Here is a 15,180-nt window from a genome sequence, read left to right on the forward strand (position 1 = left end):
ATTGCGGCTTCGCTGGCGGTAGCAAAGGCCGCCGCGGCGCGACAAGCTCAGTGACCGAAGTACACCGACGAACGATCGGCTGCGGCCGGCACGGTCACGCGCTGGCCCGACTGCGACGTCGCCGCCGGGTTCGCGCCGTAGCCCGTTGCATCAGCCTGCGCACCGGTGTTCTGGGCTGCCGCGATCTTCGCCTGTGCGGCCTGGATGTTTTCCGGATAGTTGATCCAGTCGTTCGGGTTGTAGCCGGCCTTTTCCAGCTGGGCCAGCTCGGCACGCACTTGCGCGCGCGTCAGCGGCTGCTGGTTCGATTGAGCGAACGAGACGACCGGTGCGGCCACCAGAGCGGCCAGTGCAACTGCCTTGATCAGCGATTTCATGATGCGTTACCTCCAGATTTGTCTTGTCAGGCGCTTCGGACTGGGTAGTCGTTGCGCATGAGTGAAAGTCTAGGCGGCACGGCTATCAGGGTAAATACTTAAATCGCAAATTCACTGTTGACCGAAACCGTACAATTGCCGCGCATTCGATCGAATCATCAGATGATTATGGCCGCATCCGCAGCCAATAGGCTCTGCGCGCTCTCGCCCGGCTCGCGCGGTGCGGATCGATTCATCGGGCCGTGGACGACCGCCCAGCGGTTGCCACGTTTGCCCCGCTTCTCCGTTCGACACATCAGCGGACCTGATCCGCCTCCACCGCCCCCGACGAGAGGTCGAACAGCAGCGCCTTGAGGCGCATCCGGTCGGCGGCAGCGACTTCGTCGAACGCCGCGTGGTGAAGCGTCCAGCCCGACCCGGCCGGATCGGCATGCACCGCACGCACCGTCCCGTCGAGCGTCAGCAGCGCGACACAGTCCTCGTCCGCATACGGCAACTGCACGCGCAACGGCTCGCCGGCCGCCGCGAGCGGCCGGTCGAGCGCGATCGACAGTCCGTTCAGGCTGAGATCGCGCACGATCCCGATGCCGTCGGCCTGCGCAGGGCCGCCGGTGCAGCGGGCCGCGATCCGTACCGGCACGCGCGGCTCCGCGCGCGTGCGCAACCGGTCGACGAAGCCCGGCGGCGACAGCACCATGAACGGCGCGGCGCCCGCTGCCTGCACCGCTTCGACCGTCGCACCGAAGCGCGACACGGCCGACCGGCCGATCGCGACCGCCTCGACGTCGTCGCCGCGGGCAAACTCGAGCACGACCGCCGGCTGCGGCTCGACGAACAGCGCGCCCGATGCGCCGACCCCGATCAACCGGCAGCGCTGCAGCACGCGGGTCGCGCCGACCCGCCGCCGGATGCCGATCGCGGCGCCGGCCGACAGCCCCATGCGCGTGGCCGCCGGCACGGTGTCGTGCGCCGGCGCGGCAGGCTCGGCGTCATCGCGCCGGCGCACGGGCCGGAAGTGATCGAACAGGAAGTCATGCTGCGCGGGATCGCGCAGCGTCGTGCCGGCGGGCAGCAGCGCGGCGCCGCCGGCATCGTAGAGATCGAAGCCGAGCGGGACGCCGGCGGAGATGTCATCGCGCGCGAGCGCGACGTGATCGGTGATGAGCCGCATCGGAAAGGCGCGGAGCGACCGCGCGAGCTGTCGTGACAACGTTATTACGGCAGCCTCGCGCGAAATCTGAACGGCTCGTTACTCCGAACCGCTGGTCGCGTCGGGTGAAGCCGGTGTCGGCGCCGGCGCCGGCGTAGCGGAGGGCGCGACGGCCGGGGCGGAGCCGAGGCCGCCCCCGGCGTTGCCCGGGCTCGTCGCATTGCCGCCCGTCGCCGGCGGCTGCGCGACCGGCGGTTGCGACGCCGACAACGCAGCGGCCGATGCCGCCACCTCGGACGCGGGCACCCATTCCTCGACGATGCCGCCGGATGCCGCCTCGGGCGCCGACGCGCCGGATGCGGCCGACGCCGCGGCTGCGTCCGCCTCCGGCTCGCGCTCGATACGCTGCGTCCTGACGGGCGCCGCCGCCTGCTTCGGCTCGGGCCCGAACCAACCGTCGACCAGGTCCGTCACCCGTTCACGCACCGACGCGAACCAGCCGGGCGACGGTTCGGTGTCGAATTTCAGCTTCGTGTCGACGATCCGGGCGCGTTGCGCGCGCTGGAAGAAGTCGCCGACGATCGGCAGCGCGCTGTGCGCGCCTTGCCCCCAGTAGTCGCTGCGCAGCGTCACGCGGCCGTCGTCGAAACCGACCCACGCGCCGGCCACCAGCCCGGGCTGCATCAGGATGAACCAGCCGTCCGCGTTGTCCTGCGTGGTTCCGGTCTTGCCGGCCACGTCGCCGCGAATGCCGAAGCGCGTACGGATGCTGCTGCCGGTGCCGCGCGTCACGACGCCGCGCATCACGTCGAGCAGCGTCTTGTCGGTTTCGGCGTCGAGCGCGCGCTCGGGCGGCGCCGGCGCGTATTCGGCGAGCACCTCGCCCCGGCGGTTCTCGATGCGCGTCACCATTTGCGGCTCGACGTACAGCCCGCCGTTCGCGATCGTCGCGTACGACGCGACCATCTCCTTCAGCGTCACGGGGCTCGTGCCGAGCGCAAGCGACGGCACGCGCTCGAGCGGGCTTTCGCGCACGCCCATGTCGCGCGCGAACCGCGCCACGGCCGCCGGACCGACCTTCTCCATCACCTGCGCGGTGATCCGGTTGCGCGACAGCGCGACCGCGTCGCGCAGCGTCATCGGCTTGCCCGTCGGCGGCGCGTCGTCGTTCGGCCGCCAGATCTCGCCGCCCTTCAGCGGAATCTCGACCGCCTGGTCGATGAAGGTGTCGTCCGGCTTCATCCCGTTCGCGAACGCGACGCCATAGACGAACGGCTTGAAGGTCGAGCCCGGCTGACGCCGCGCCTGCGCGACGTGATCGAACGGCTCGTTCGTGAAGTCGCGGCTGCCGACCCACGCGCGAATCTGCCCGTCGCGCGGATCGATCGCGACGAAGCCGGCCTGCACGTCGGTCTTCGCCTTGCACAGCGCGCGCATGAAGCCGCGGTCGGCGGCGAGCTGCTTCATCGCGGCCGCATCGTTCTTGCCGGCGTCCTGCGCGGCCTTGTATTCGGGCGACTCGCGCATGAAGGTGCGAAACACCTCGTTGTCGGTGCCGCAGCCGTCGCGGCCGCTCCACGCATTGTTCGCGATGCCCTGCAGCTGGTTCGCCTGCAGCGTCAGCGCCTGGGTCGCCATCTGCTGCAGACGCGAATCGATCGTGGTGCGCACGATCAGCCCGTCCGAATAGATGTTGTAGTCGTTGCGGTCGGCCCAGCCGATCAGCCATTTACGCAGTTGCTGCGCGAAGTGCGGCGCGGGCCCCGGCGGCTCCTTCTGGCGCTCGAAGTCGATGCGCAGCGGCCGACGCTGCAACTGCGCGAACTGCGCCGGCGACAGCTTGCCGTACTTCACCATCTGGCCGAGCACCGTGTTGCGCCGCTGCAGCGCGCGCTCGGGATTCAGCACCGGGTTGTAATAGCTGTTGCCCTTCAGCATCCCGACGAGCGTCGCGCTGTCGAGCACGTCGAGCTCGTCGGCCGACTTGTCGAAATAGGTGCGCGCGGCCATCTCGACGCCGTACGCGTTGTACAGGAACGGCACCGTGTTCAGGTAGGTCTCGAGGATCTGGTCCTTGCTGTAGACGGCCTCGATCTTCAGCGCGGTGATCGCCTCCTTCACCTTGCGCGTGAGCGTCGGCGCGCGGCCGATCTCGTCCGGATACAGATTGCGCGCGAGCTGTTGCGTGATCGTCGAGCCGCCCTGGCGGCTGCCCGAGAACGTATGGAGCGCGGCCGACGCCGTGCGCTTCCAGTCGAGACCGTGATGCTCGTAGAAACGATGGTCCTCGGTGGCGATCAGCGCGTCGACCATGTGCGGCGAGATCTGCTTGAGCGACACCCATTCGCGGTTCGACGGCTTGAATTCCGCCAGCACCTTGCCGTCGGCGGACAGCACCTGCGCCGGCTGGTCGACGCGCGCCTTGCGGATGTCGCCGATGCCTGGCGTGAACGGAATCAGCACCAGCACGTACAGCAGGAACAGCGCGGGCACGGCGGCAGCCGCGCGCAGCACGCCGCGGCGCGTCGGATGACGGAGATGGTGCCAGGCGCTGGCCAGGACACGCTTGACGAGCACGGCGGCAGCGGCCGCGACGGGTTGGGCGCGCGCGACCCATTTGGCACTGAGGTCACGCACTGACGACACGTTTCGGCGATTCACGCGGGTGGGGGATCTGCTGGAAAGGCTGCATCGTACCAAAACTCGCGCCGCCTACCGGCCAGCGGCCGTCCCGGGCCTGCGCGAACGGCGTCCGGGCGTGCATTTTTACAACAAAAAAAGCGCGCGCCCCGCAACGGGGGCCGCGCGCCAAGCCTGGTACAACGGTGCCGTGCGCCGCTGCTCAGCGCACGAGAAAACCGTAGGTCAGCGGATCGCGCTCGTCGACGATCCAGTTCGCGAATCCGCAGATGTGCGCGCTGCCCTCCACTTCCGGGATCACGGCCGGGATGTCGCCGACCGTCGTCTCGCGCAGCACGCGCCCCTTGAACACGGTGCCGACGATCGACTCGTTGACGAGCGTGTCGCCGGCCGCGAGCCGGCCGCGCAGGTACAACTGCGCGACGCGGCCGCCGGTGCCGGAGCCGGTCGGCGAGCGGTCGACCTCGCGATCCGCGAACACGCAGCAATTTGCCTGCGTCGAGCCCGGATGGCGCGGCGCGTTCGCGATGATCGTGCCGTAGATATGGTTGATCTCGGGAATCTCCGGATGCGCGACCGGATATTTCGCGTTCGCGGCGGCTTTCACTTCGGCGCCGAAGCGGATCAGCTTCTCCACGGCCGCCTCGCGCACCGGCAGGTCGAACGGCGCGCCGTCGACGTAGAAATAGAACGCGCCGCCATACGCGATGTCGCCGGTCACGGTGCCGAACGACGGCGTGTCGACCGACACGTCGCGCTGCCAGATGAACGACGGCACGTTGACGAAGCGCACCGGCCCCGCATGCTCGCCGTCCCATTTCACGAACGCCTCGATGAAGCCGCAGGGCGCGTCGATGCCGACGCGCGTCTCCGGCACCGTGCGCTGCACCCAGCCGAGCTCGACCGCGGCGGTCGACAGCGCGATCACGCCGTGCCCGCAATGGTCGCTGTAGCCTTCGTTGTGCACGAAGATCACGCCGAAATCCGCGTTCGGCGACACCGGCTCGGTCAGGTAGCCGCCGTACATGTCGGCGTGGCCGCGCGGCTCGAACATCAGCGCGCGGCGGATCTCGTCCGCGTTGTCCTTGAGCCATGCGCGGCGCTGGACGATCGTGTCGCCGGGCAGGCGCGGCAACCCGCTCGTGACGATGCGGAACGCTTCGCCGCCGGTATGGACTTCGACGGTGGAAAGGGATCGGGAAATTTTCATGAAGATCGAAAGCGTGAAGACGAACGACGGCGCACCGGCGCCGTCGTTCCGGTAACGGTTTTACTTCGCGTACGGTTCGGGCAGCCCGTTGCGGATCACGTAGACGCTGGTCGGCGCGCCCTTCAGGTCGCCGCGTTCGTCGAACGAATAGGTGCCCGCGACGCCCGCATAGTTCGACTTCGCCAGCTGCGCGATCAGCTTCGCCTTGTCGGTGGTCGTGCCGGCCTTGACCATCGCGTCGGCGAGCAGCTTCATGCCGTCGTAGTAGTTGACGCCGTAGACCTGCGTATCCGTGTGATAGGTGTCGTGGTACTTCTTCAGGAATTCGCGGCCGGCCGGCGTCTTCTCGAGCGCGACGCCGCCCTGCGCGCAATAGACGATCGACGCGGCCTCGCCCGCGACCTTGCCCATGTCGGCCGAGCAGATGCCGTCGCCGCCGAGCAGCTTCGCGCGCAAGCCGCGCTGCTTCATCTGCTTCGCCATCGGCGCGCCCTGCGCCGCATAGCCGCCGAGGAAGATCACGTCGGGATTGCTGGCCTTGATCTTGGTGAGAATGCCGAGGAAATCGGTGGCCGACGAGTTCGTGTACTCCTGGTCGACGATCTTGATCCCGTTCGCCTTCGCGACGTTCATGAACTGCTCGGCAACGCCCTGCCCGTACGCGGTGCGATCGTCGATGACCGCGGCGGTTTTCGCGTTCAGCGTCTTCGCGGCGAAGGTCGCCATCGTGCCGCCGAGCTGTTCGTCGCTCGCGCCGATCCGGAAGATGTTCTTGAAGCCCTGCCGCGTGAGTGCCGGATTCGATGCGACCGGCAACATCGGGACGCCTGCGTTGCTGTACACACGCGATGCCGGAATGGCGACGCCCGAGTTGTACGGCCCGAGCACCGCGACCACGCCCTTGTCGACCAGGTTCTGCGCGACCTGCACGCCCGCTTTCGGGTCGGCCTGGTCGTCGTCCGACACCAGCTTGAACGTGACCGTCTTGCCGGCCACCTTCACGCCCGCCTTGTTGAGCTCGTCGACGGCAAGGCGCGCGCCGTTTTCATTGTCCTTGCCGTTCGCGGCCTGCGGGCCGGTGAGCGGCGCCGAATGGCCGATCATCACGACTTCCTGCGCGTGCGCGGCGCTCAGCGCGCCGGCGGCAACGGCCACCGAGAGCGCGGTAACGAAGTGTCGCATGGTGTCTCCTGATTGGTTTTGTGTGAAACCAATGTAGGACACATGTGGTCACCATGCAAGCAATTTCAAAAAGTTTTTTGCGATTCTGGTCATTTTTTAGACCAGAGTGAGGCGGCGCGCATTACTTCGGCGTGATGTCGCGACGCACGCGAAGAATGTGCTGCTCGACATAGAACGCGGCCGCATCGGCGTCGCCGGACACGATCGCCTCGTAGATCAGCCGGTGCTCGGACACGTAGAGCCGGATGCGGCCCGCGTCGTAGATGCCGTCGTCCTTCAGCCGCTTCCACAGCGGCTGGTCCATCGTCTTCGCGACTTCGTCCGCGATCTTCACGATCAGCGCGTCGCCGGTCATCAGCGCGAGTTGCCGGTGGAACAGCCGGTCGCTCTCGTTCCACAGCGCGCGCTGCTGCGGATCGTCGATGTCGGAGACGGTTTCCATCTGTGCGAGATAGCCTTCGGCGACGGGATCGGCGCGACCGTGCGCGGCCGCGAGGCGCGCGATCGCGGGCTCGAGGATGAGCCGCACGTCGAGCGTCGACGTCGGGCTGAAGTCGGCATCGGGCGCGCCTTGCGGGTCGCCGCGCTGCGCGAGTACGTCGAGCGGCGCCGGCACGACGTAGGTGCCCGAATTGCGCTTCGTGAACACGAGCCCTTCGTTCTGCAACGCGCCCAGCGCCTCGCGCACGGCCGGCCGGCCAACCTGGAACAGCGCCGCGAGTTCGCGCTCCGACGGCAGCCTCGAATCGGCCGCGTAGCGCCCCGCGCGAATCTCGTCGCGAATCCTTTCGGCGACCTGTTCGTAGATCTGCAGCGGCCGGAAACCGGCTTCGAGCGATTCGGGACGTGCGGACATCATCTGGGGCTCCTGCCCGGTCGGGTGGGGGATCGGGAATGCGTCGCACTATACCGGAGCGGTACCGGCGCCGGTGCGCGCGACGCCCATCTGGACGGATATTAGAACCAAAATCGGCCGTCCGCTGGCTTTTCCGGCTTGCCGGGTGGCCGGAAACTGGTATAGATTTGATCCAGACCGCCTGCCATCGCGACAGCCGGCCGCCTCCGTGGCGAGCGCGCGATGCGCCCGTCACCCACGCCCACCGCCCCAACCGACCGACACGATGACCGCCCTTTCCCGGATTCCCTCTTTCGACGCCGCCGAAACGGCCGCGCTGCTCGACTACCCCGCGCTGCTCGCGACGCTCAGGCACACCGTCGCCGAATACGCGGCGGGCGAGATCGTCAGTCCCGAACGCCTGGTCGTGCCGCTGCAGGCCGGCGGCGTGATGCTGTCGATGCCGTCGAGCGCGCGCGACCTCGCGAGCCACAAGCTCGTGAACGTGTGCCCCGGCAACGGCGCGCGCGGGCTGCCGACGATCCTCGGGCAGGTGAGCGCATACGATGCGACGACCGGCGAGCTGCGCTTCGTGCTCGACGGCCCGACGGTCACCGGGCGCCGCACGGCGGCCGTTACCGCGCTGGGCATCCAGGCGCTGCACGGCGCCGCGCCGCGTGACATCCTGCTGATCGGCACCGGCAAGCAGGCGGCCAATCACGCGGAAGCGCTCGCGGCGATCTTTCCGGACGCGCGCCTGCGCGTGCGCGGCTCGCGCGCCGACAGCGCGGCCGCGTTCTGCGCCGCGCACCGCGCGCAGGCGCCGCAGCTCGCGCCGCTCGACGGCGATGCGATTCCCGATGCGATCGATGTCGTCGTCACGCTGACGACGAGCCGCACGCCCGTCTATCGCGAAGCGGCACGCGAAGGCCGCCTCGTGGTCGGGGTCGGCGCGTTCACCGCGGATGCCGCCGAAATCGACGCCGATACCGTGCGCCACAGCCGGCTGGTCGTCGACGATCCGGCCGGCGCGCGCCACGAGGCCGGCGACCTGATCGTCGCGCAGGTCGACTGGCAGCAGGTCGCGTCGCTCGCCGACGTGCTGCGCGGCGCCTTCGCGCGCAGCGGCCCGCTGCTGTTCAAGACCGTCGGCTGCGCCGCATGGGATCTGGCCGCGTGCCGCACGGCACGCGACGCGCTGGCCGCGCGCCGGCACGGCTGATTCGACGGCGGCGGCGACCGGCAACCTGCCGGTTGCACCACGCACGCCAGCCAGCGCGGCTCGGGCGTCGCCGCCGCCTTCCCGTACGCGTTGTAGGAATCGCCCTACAACACGTCGAAGCGGCCTACACAAACTTCCAGTTCGGCCGATTTCATTTTTGGCGGCGCAACACGATACTGCCGGCATGAATGCCAGCCTGTCACCCGCCGTCGCGCTCAGGGTGTTTCTCGTCGATCACGCCATCGCCGTCCGGCAACGGATCGCGCTGCTCGTCGGCGCGATCCGCGGCGTCGCGGTCGTCGGCGAAGCGGAAGACGGCCAGGACGCGTGGATGCACATCCGCAGCAGCCACGCGGACGTCGTGATCGTCGACCTGCGGCTCGCGGACGGCAGCGGTCTCGACCTGATCGGGATGCTGTCGAAGGCCACGCCGCGCGTCGTCACGATCGTGCTGACGAACCACTCGGCGGCGGCATTCAGAGAGGCATGCGCGGCGGCCGGCGCCGATTATTTCTTCGACAAGACCGCCGAATTCGACGCCGCATGCCGCGTCATCGAATCCCTGGTGCACGCTCGCGCGCACCACCCCTGATCGAGCCGGAGTGACTCATGTCTACCGCCACTGCCTGCGCCACCGCCCCGCCCGTCGCGCCTCGGCCAACGACTCCGCTTCGTGCGGTCGCGCGCACCGACGCCGTCAAAACCCCGGCCGCGCGCTGCTCGGGCTGCGCGATGCGCTCGATGTGCCTGCCGCCCGACCTGACTGCGGACGAGTACGGCCGCCTCGACGCGATCATCTGCTCGACCCGGCAGGTTCGCCAGGGCGACGCGCTGTTCCGCATCGACGACCCGTTCCACAGCATCTATGCAGTCCGTGCGGGCTCGTTCAAGACGGTGATGATGCATCGCGACGGCCGCGAGCACGTGACCGGCTTCCAGATCGCCGGTGAAACGCTCGGCATGGACGGCATCGGCAGCGGCCAGCACTGCTGCGACGCGATCGCGCTCGAGGACAGCGTCGTGTGCATCATCCCGTTCGGCGCGCTCGAGGCGGCGTGCCGCGAGATGAAGCCGATGCAGCATTTCCTCTACCAGATGCTGAGCAGCGAGATCGTCCGTGAATCGAGCCAGATGCTGCTGCTCGGCACGATGTCGGCCGAGCAGCGCGTCGCGCAGTTCCTACTGAACCTGTCGGCGCGCTTCGAGGCGCGCGGCTATTCGGCATCGGAATTCAACCTGCGGATGACGCGCGAGGAAATCGGCTGCTATCTCGGCATGAAGCTCGAGACCGTCAGCCGGATGTTCTCGCGGTTCCATCGGGATTCGCTCGTCGAAACGCGCGGCAAGCGCGTGCGGATCCTCGACGCGCAGGCGCTCGCGCAGGTCTGACGCCCGACGCGCGGCCGGCGTCATTGCGCGGCCGCGCCCGTCGTGGCCGCATGCCGCGCGACCGCTTCGGGTTCGCCGGCCTGCCAGGCGGACAGCGCCTGTTCGGCTTGCGCGAACACGCGCCGTATCGTTTCGTTCACGTCATCGCCGCTGCTGCCCGGCAGCACCGCCGGCGCGCGATCATGCATGAGCAGTTCGAGGCGCACGTCGTAGGTCCGGCCGCCGTCGCCGGTCGTGCGCGACTCGATCGCCAGCAGGCAATCGTCGAGCCGCGCGCGGAATCGTTCGAGCCGCACCAGCTGCGCCCCCGCCTCGCCTTCGAGCGCGGCGGAACCCGCGAATCCGACGCAGACGATCTGCATGCCCACGCCCATGTCGTTCCTCCTGACGCGGTCGCCGCTCGTCGACCGGATTGCCTGCCCCATGTTTCCCTGCCCTGCCCGCCGCGGAATCCGCCCGCACGCATGTCGCGCGGCGCGACGACGGATGCGGCGATCACTGCCGTGGCAGCATTGCCTCCGTGCGCCGTCGGCGCGAGGCGGTTCACATGCTGAACGTCTGCGACGCCTTCATTTCGATCCACGTCATCCCGGCCCGCAACCCTTCGATCGCGGCCTCGTGCTCCGTGGGATACGCATGACTGTGCTCGAACGTGTGGTGAAAGCGCGCCGGCCCGGTGCCGTGCTCGACCGACACACGGCAGCGGAACTCGCCGGATTCGCACTGTCGCGTCTCGATCTCGACCGACCAGTCGCGTTCATGAATCGTGCCTTGCAGTGTCATGCGTCCTCCTGCGGAATCAGCCGTCCATCCGGAAGTGACCACTGTGCAGCAACACCGGCCGGCCGCCGATTTCGTCGAGCATTTGTCGTGCCTTCGCCTCGATCGCCGACCGGTGCGCATCGAACGCATCCAGCAAATCCCGTTCCAGCAGCGACGGCGCACCGAAATGGTCTTCCAGTGCTTCGGCCGTGATCGCGCACTGCACGCAGCGGCCGTCGACCAGCGCCGAAAACGCGACGACCAGATCGCGCGCGCAATATTCGGGCGGTTCGGGTGGAAAGGCAATCTGCATCTGTCCGCCTGTCATCGTCGGGGCAATTCATGACATGAGCATAGCGGCCCGCGGCACCGCACGCTTGACCCACGTCAACCGGTTCGCTGCGCCGCACGAGGCGACGCCCGACGGGCGCTCAGCCCGCTTCCGCGTCGATCGCCGCGCCGCGTTCCGCCAGCAGTTCGCGCAGCACGCTGCGATGGCAGCGGCGCTCGTCCTCGCAGTAGCAGCCGATCGAGAACGCGCTCGTCGCCGACAGCGCGGCGAGCAGGTCCAGCACCTTCGGTGCGTCGCCGTGCGCCATTTCCGCGCGGAAGTGGCGCGTGAACGCACGCCATTCGGCGTCGGTTTCGGCAGCCTGCGCCTGCGCAACCAGCTCGGGGCTCGGCGACAGCGTCGGCAGCCACACATCATAGTAGTTGCGCGATGCGAATTCCGCCTTGGGTACCCCGCGCGGCGGCCGCCGCACCGTGCCGATCCTCAGGCCCTCGCCGGCCGCGCGCGGCGTGCCGAGCCGTACGATTCGAATTGCCATGCCGCTCCTTCGTCTTGCGTGCGATCCGCCATCGTACCGCCGCGCCGCCGCCGCGCAAGAAAAAACCGGCTGCCTCCGCAAGGGAGACAGCCGGTTCATGCGATGCGATCGGGCGCCCGGGGGCGCACCGGTCAGACGCCGCTCTTCAGCACCTTGCCGATCGCATCCGCGACGATGCCGACGTTCGAATCGTTCAGCCCCGCGACGCACATGCGGCCCGAACGCAGGATGTACACGCCGTGCACTTCGCGCAGCGCATCGACCTGCGATTCGGTCAGGCCCGTGTACGTGAACATCCCGCGCTGCTTCACGTAGCGCGTGAGGGCTTCGCCGCTGACGTAGTCGCGCAGGCCGTCGTGGATCGACTGGCGCATCCGCGCGATCCGGCGGCACATCGCGGCGAGTTCCTCTTCCCACTGCTTGCGCAGCGCGGGCGTGTTCAGCACGGTCGCGACGACCTTCGCGCCGTAGGTTTGCGGGTTGCTGTAGTTCGAGCGCACCGCGCCGGCCAGCTGGCCCAGCACGCGCTCGGCCGCGGACGCATCGTCGCAGACGACGCTCAGGCCGCCGACGCGCTCGCCATACAGCGAGAAGTTCTTCGAGAACGAGTTCGCGACGAGTGCCGGCACGCCGCGGCGGGCCAGTTCGCGCACGGCGAACGCGTCCGCGTCGAGGCCCGCGCCGAAGCCCTGGTACGCCATGTCGACGAACGGCAGCAGCCCGCGCGCCTCGATCACGTCGATCAGCTTCTCCCACTGGCCTTCGTCGAGATCGACGCCGGTCGGGTTATGGCAGCACGCGTGCAGCAATACGATGCTGCGCGCCGGCAGCGCGTCGATCGCCGCGAGCATCGCGTCGAACTTCAGGCCGCCCGTCGCTTCGTCGTAGTACGGGTACGTGTTCACCGTGAAGCCCGCGCGCTCGAAGATGAAGCGGTGGTTTTCCCAGCTCGGGTCGCTGAGCCACACCTGCGCGTCCGGGAAGTAGCGCTTCAGGAAATCGGCGCCCACTTTCAGCGCGCCCGAGCCGCCCAGCGTCTGCACGGTCGCGATGCGGCCGGCCGCACGCGCCGGATGATCGGCGCCGAACACCAGCGCCTGCACGGCGTCGCGATACGCGGCGAGGCCGACCATCGGCAGGTAAGGCTTCGGGCCGAGGTCGCGCTGCAGCGCCGTTTCGGCTTCGCGCACGGCCCCCATCACTGGAATCCGGCCTTCGGCATCGAAATAGATGCCGATGCTCAGGTTGACCTTCTGATCGCGCGGATCTTTCTGGAAGTTCTCGTTGAGCGTCAGGATCGGATCGCCCGGGTACGCGTCGATGTGTTCGAACATGGCTATGTCGGTCTCGTTTGGAAGAATGGTCGGGATGCCCGTGTCAGCGCGCGGACGCGCCGTCGCGCATCACATAGTCCGCATTCTTCTGACGGAAGCGATACCCGACCGCGAGCACCGCGAGCCATACGGGAATCAGGTACACCGACAGGCGGAGATCCGGCGTCAGGTACATCACGACGAGAATGCCGGCCATGAACGCCAGGCACAGGTAATTCGTGAAAGGATAGCCCAGACTGCGGAACGAAGTCTGCTCTCCGGCGATGCGCTTGGCCTGGCGGAACTTCAGGTGGATCAGCGTGATCATCGCCCAGTTGATGATCAGCGCCGACACGACGAGGCCCATCAGCACCTCGAACGCCTTGCCCGGCATGAAGTAGTTGACCAGCACGCACGCGCCGGTGGCGAGCGCCGACGCGCCGAGCGCGGCGAGCGGAATGCCGCGCTTGTTCACCGAGCACAGCACCTTCGGCGCGTTGCCCTGCTTCGCGAGGCCGAACAGCATCCGGCTGTTGCTGTACACGCCGCTGTTGTAGACCGACAGCGCGGCCGTCAGCACGACCACGTTCAGCACGTTCGCGACCAGGTTGCTGCTCAGCGCGTGGAAGATCAGCACGAACGGGCTGCCGCCGGTGACGACCTTCTCCCACGGATACAGCGACAGCAACACGGCGAGCGCGCCGATGTAGAAAATCAGGATCCGGTAGATCACCTGGTTGGTCGCGCGCGGAATGCTGTGCTTCGGATCGTCGGCCTCGGCCGCGGTGATGCCGATCAGCTCCAGCCCGCCGAACGAGAACATGATCGCCGCCATCGACATCACCAGCCCCGACACGCCGTTCGGGAAGAAGCCGCCGTGCTGCCACAGGTTCGCGACGCTCGCTTCCGGCCCCGCATGGCCGCTCGCGAGCAGCCAGCCGCCGAAGCCGATCATCCCGACGATCGCGGCGACCTTGATGATCGAGAACCAGAATTCCGTCTCGCCGTACGACTTCACGCTCGCCAGGTTCAGCAGGTTGATCGCGACGAAGAACACCAGCGCCGACACCCAGGTCGGCACGCCGGGCCACCAGTACTGCACGTAGATCCCGACGGCCGACAGCTCGGCCATGCTGACGAGGATGTACAGCACCCAGTAGTTCCAGCCGGACAGGAAGCCGGTGAAGTGGCCGACGTACTTGTCGGCGAAGTAGCTGAACGAGCCGGCGACCGGCTCGTCGACCACCATCTCGCCGAGCTGGCGCATGATGAAGAACGCGACGACGCCGGCCACCGCGTAGCCGAGCAGCACGGACGGGCCGGCCATCTTGATCGTCTGCGCGATGCCGAGGAACAACCCCGTGCCGAGCGCGCCGCCGAGCGCGATCAGCTGGATGTGCCGGTTCTTCAGCCCCCGCTTCAGGCCGTCCTTCTCGTTTCCAGAAACCATGTCTTCTCCATTTTGCCCGCCTCCGCCGGAAGCGGTGCGGCGCGCCTCGGTGTGCCGGGCGCTGTTTTGCTGTGCCGGCGGCCGTTCGTGGAGCCGCCGGGTTGGGGACTGCAATCTTCGCGTGGCGACCCCCGATTCCTGTCGGCAGGCCCACCAGACCGGCCGCCGACCGTCGCTCTTTCCGCCTTGCTGCAGGCGCACACGAAAATCCGGCGTCAGTTTAGCGTCGCGACAGCGAAATCGGGTTGCGTAACCGGCTCATGCAAACCCTACATTATGAGATAAGATTGCACGCGGGAGACAGATGAGGAAACAAAAATGCCTGAACCGGTTCTCGATCGCATCGATCGCCATTTGCTGTCGGTGCTGCAGGAGAACGGCCGTGCGTCGAACCTCGACCTGGCGAAGGCCGTCGGCCTGTCGCCCGCGCAGACGCTGCGACGCCACCGCCGGCTGGAGGAGATCGGCGCGATCCGCCGTTACGAAACCCGTCTGTGCCCCGACACGCTCGGGTTCGGCGTCACCGCGTTCGTCCACGTGACGATGGAGCGCGGGCATATCCGCGACCTGTCGAAGTTCCAGAAACTCGTGTCGGATCTCGCGCAGATCCAGGAGTGTTTCTCGGTGACGGGCGATATCGACTACGTGCTGAAGGTCGTCGCGCGCGACCTGAAGGGGCTGTCCACGTTCCTGCTCGAAACGCTGATGCGGATTCCCGGCGTGAGCGGCGTGCATTCGAGCGTGTGCCTCGACGAGATCAAGTGCACGAGTGCGATGCCGGTGGAAGGCTGATGCGGCGCCGCGCGACCGGCGGGGCGAT

16 protein-coding genes are annotated in these 15,180 nt (G+C 68.0%); 4 read left to right on the forward strand and 12 right to left on the reverse strand.

The features are described from left to right. Window positions 1-47: 47 nt before the first annotated feature. The 6 genes from U4Z64_RS14935 to U4Z64_RS14960 form a co-directional block, all read right to left on the reverse strand. Entirely contained in the window at window positions 48-377 is a 330-nt protein-coding gene (locus tag U4Z64_RS14935; protein WP_124484862.1) for a DUF4148 domain-containing protein, read from the reverse strand. Between the two features lie 295 nt (window positions 378-672). Further along, window positions 673-1,548, reverse strand: a complete 876-nt coding sequence (locus tag U4Z64_RS14940) for a PilZ domain-containing protein (protein WP_321820345.1) — start codon at window positions 1,546-1,548, stop codon at window positions 673-675. Between the two features lie 78 nt (window positions 1,549-1,626). Continuing rightward, entirely contained in the window at window positions 1,627-4,173 is a 2,547-nt protein-coding gene (locus tag U4Z64_RS14945; RefSeq protein ID WP_321820346.1) for a penicillin-binding protein 1A, read from the reverse strand. A gap of 196 nt (window positions 4,174-4,369) precedes the next feature. Then, the gene (gene lhpH, locus U4Z64_RS14950) at window positions 4,370-5,377 is read right to left on the reverse strand and encodes a trans-3-hydroxy-L-proline dehydratase (RefSeq protein ID WP_321820347.1); all 1,008 of its coding nucleotides are present in this window, start codon (window positions 5,375-5,377) and stop codon (window positions 4,370-4,372) included. A 60-nt stretch (window positions 5,378-5,437) separates the two neighbouring features. Further along, complete coding sequence (locus tag U4Z64_RS14955; RefSeq protein WP_257772573.1) at window positions 5,438-6,559, reverse strand: branched-chain amino acid ABC transporter substrate-binding protein; 1,122 nt, start codon at window positions 6,557-6,559, stop codon at window positions 5,438-5,440. A gap of 121 nt (window positions 6,560-6,680) precedes the next feature. Next, window positions 6,681-7,418: a FadR/GntR family transcriptional regulator gene (locus tag U4Z64_RS14960; protein WP_044843075.1), complete on the reverse strand. Its 738-nt coding sequence runs from the start codon at window positions 7,416-7,418 to the stop codon at window positions 6,681-6,683. Between the two features lie 262 nt (window positions 7,419-7,680). Here U4Z64_RS14960 and lhpI point away from each other — a divergent pair, with 262 nt between their 5' ends. From lhpI to U4Z64_RS14975, 3 genes are all read left to right on the forward strand, one after another. Beyond that, entirely contained in the window at window positions 7,681-8,616 is a 936-nt protein-coding gene (lhpI, locus tag U4Z64_RS14965; RefSeq protein WP_321810859.1) for a bifunctional Delta(1)-pyrroline-2-carboxylate/Delta(1)-piperideine-2-carboxylate reductase, read from the forward strand. A gap of 184 nt (window positions 8,617-8,800) precedes the next feature. Then, complete coding sequence (locus U4Z64_RS14970; RefSeq protein WP_124484869.1) at window positions 8,801-9,208, forward strand: response regulator transcription factor; 408 nt, start codon at window positions 8,801-8,803, stop codon at window positions 9,206-9,208. 17 nt (window positions 9,209-9,225) lie between these two features. Then, complete coding sequence (locus tag U4Z64_RS14975) at window positions 9,226-10,005, forward strand: helix-turn-helix domain-containing protein (RefSeq protein ID WP_044843072.1); 780 nt, start codon at window positions 9,226-9,228, stop codon at window positions 10,003-10,005. A gap of 20 nt (window positions 10,006-10,025) precedes the next feature. Here U4Z64_RS14975 and U4Z64_RS14980 read toward each other — a convergent pair whose 3' ends face one another. From U4Z64_RS14980 to U4Z64_RS15005, 6 genes are all read right to left on the reverse strand, one after another. Further along, on the reverse strand, window positions 10,026-10,379 hold the full coding sequence (locus tag U4Z64_RS14980; protein ID WP_124665889.1) for a metal ABC transporter ATPase: 354 nt from the start codon (window positions 10,377-10,379) through the stop codon (window positions 10,026-10,028). Window positions 10,380-10,548: 169 nt separating this feature from the next. Beyond that, window positions 10,549-10,788, reverse strand: a complete 240-nt coding sequence (locus U4Z64_RS14985) for a UDP-glucose 4-epimerase (protein ID WP_124519488.1) — start codon at window positions 10,786-10,788, stop codon at window positions 10,549-10,551. Between the two features lie 16 nt (window positions 10,789-10,804). Further along, window positions 10,805-11,095, reverse strand: coding sequence for a DUF1488 domain-containing protein (locus U4Z64_RS14990; protein ID WP_044843069.1), 291 nt, complete (start codon window positions 11,093-11,095; stop codon window positions 10,805-10,807). Window positions 11,096-11,198: 103 nt separating this feature from the next. After that, window positions 11,199-11,597: a DUF488 domain-containing protein gene (locus tag U4Z64_RS14995; RefSeq protein ID WP_124484871.1), complete on the reverse strand. Its 399-nt coding sequence runs from the start codon at window positions 11,595-11,597 to the stop codon at window positions 11,199-11,201. A 131-nt stretch (window positions 11,598-11,728) separates the two neighbouring features. Next, entirely contained in the window at window positions 11,729-12,931 is a 1,203-nt protein-coding gene (locus U4Z64_RS15000) for an amino acid aminotransferase (protein ID WP_321820348.1), read from the reverse strand. Window positions 12,932-12,974: 43 nt separating this feature from the next. Then, window positions 12,975-14,360, reverse strand: coding sequence for an amino acid permease (locus tag U4Z64_RS15005; RefSeq protein ID WP_124484873.1), 1,386 nt, complete (start codon window positions 14,358-14,360; stop codon window positions 12,975-12,977). 318 nt (window positions 14,361-14,678) lie between these two features. Here U4Z64_RS15005 and U4Z64_RS15010 point away from each other — a divergent pair, with 318 nt between their 5' ends. After that, on the forward strand, window positions 14,679-15,152 hold the full coding sequence (locus U4Z64_RS15010) for an Lrp/AsnC family transcriptional regulator (RefSeq protein ID WP_044843065.1): 474 nt from the start codon (window positions 14,679-14,681) through the stop codon (window positions 15,150-15,152). Window positions 15,153-15,180 lie beyond the last annotated feature (28 nt).

The organism is Burkholderia sp. BCC1996, assembly GCF_905339955.1.
Lineage (GTDB): Bacteria > Pseudomonadota > Gammaproteobacteria > Burkholderiales > Burkholderiaceae > Burkholderia.

Bases quoted from the DNA above. Each gene is read 5' to 3' on its own strand.
- U4Z64_RS14935 (WP_124484862.1), bottom strand. From the start codon at position 377: ATGAAATCGCTGATCAAGGCAGTTGCACTGGCCGCTCTGGTGGCCGCA.
- U4Z64_RS14940 (WP_321820345.1), bottom strand. From the start codon at position 1,548: ATGCGGCTCATCACCGATCACGTCGCGCTCGCGCGCGATGACATCTCC.
- lhpH (WP_321820347.1), bottom strand. From the start codon at position 5,377: ATGAAAATTTCCCGATCCCTTTCCACCGTCGAAGTCCATACCGGCGGC.
- U4Z64_RS14955 (WP_257772573.1), bottom strand. From the start codon at position 6,559: ATGCGACACTTCGTTACCGCGCTCTCGGTGGCCGTTGCCGCCGGCGCG.
- U4Z64_RS14960 (WP_044843075.1), bottom strand. From the start codon at position 7,418: ATGATGTCCGCACGTCCCGAATCGCTCGAAGCCGGTTTCCGGCCGCTG.
- lhpI (WP_321810859.1), top strand. From the start codon at position 7,681: ATGACCGCCCTTTCCCGGATTCCCTCTTTCGACGCCGCCGAAACGGCC.
- U4Z64_RS14970 (WP_124484869.1), top strand. From the start codon at position 8,801: ATGAATGCCAGCCTGTCACCCGCCGTCGCGCTCAGGGTGTTTCTCGTC.
- U4Z64_RS14975 (WP_044843072.1), top strand. From the start codon at position 9,226: ATGTCTACCGCCACTGCCTGCGCCACCGCCCCGCCCGTCGCGCCTCGG.
- U4Z64_RS14980 (WP_124665889.1), bottom strand. From the start codon at position 10,379: ATGGGCGTGGGCATGCAGATCGTCTGCGTCGGATTCGCGGGTTCCGCC.
- U4Z64_RS14985 (WP_124519488.1), bottom strand. From the start codon at position 10,788: ATGACACTGCAAGGCACGATTCATGAACGCGACTGGTCGGTCGAGATC.
- U4Z64_RS14990 (WP_044843069.1), bottom strand. From the start codon at position 11,095: ATGACAGGCGGACAGATGCAGATTGCCTTTCCACCCGAACCGCCCGAA.
- U4Z64_RS14995 (WP_124484871.1), bottom strand. From the start codon at position 11,597: ATGGCAATTCGAATCGTACGGCTCGGCACGCCGCGCGCGGCCGGCGAG.
- U4Z64_RS15000 (WP_321820348.1), bottom strand. From the start codon at position 12,931: ATGTTCGAACACATCGACGCGTACCCGGGCGATCCGATCCTGACGCTC.
- U4Z64_RS15005 (WP_124484873.1), bottom strand. From the start codon at position 14,360: ATGGTTTCTGGAAACGAGAAGGACGGCCTGAAGCGGGGGCTGAAGAAC.
- U4Z64_RS15010 (WP_044843065.1), top strand. From the start codon at position 14,679: ATGCCTGAACCGGTTCTCGATCGCATCGATCGCCATTTGCTGTCGGTG.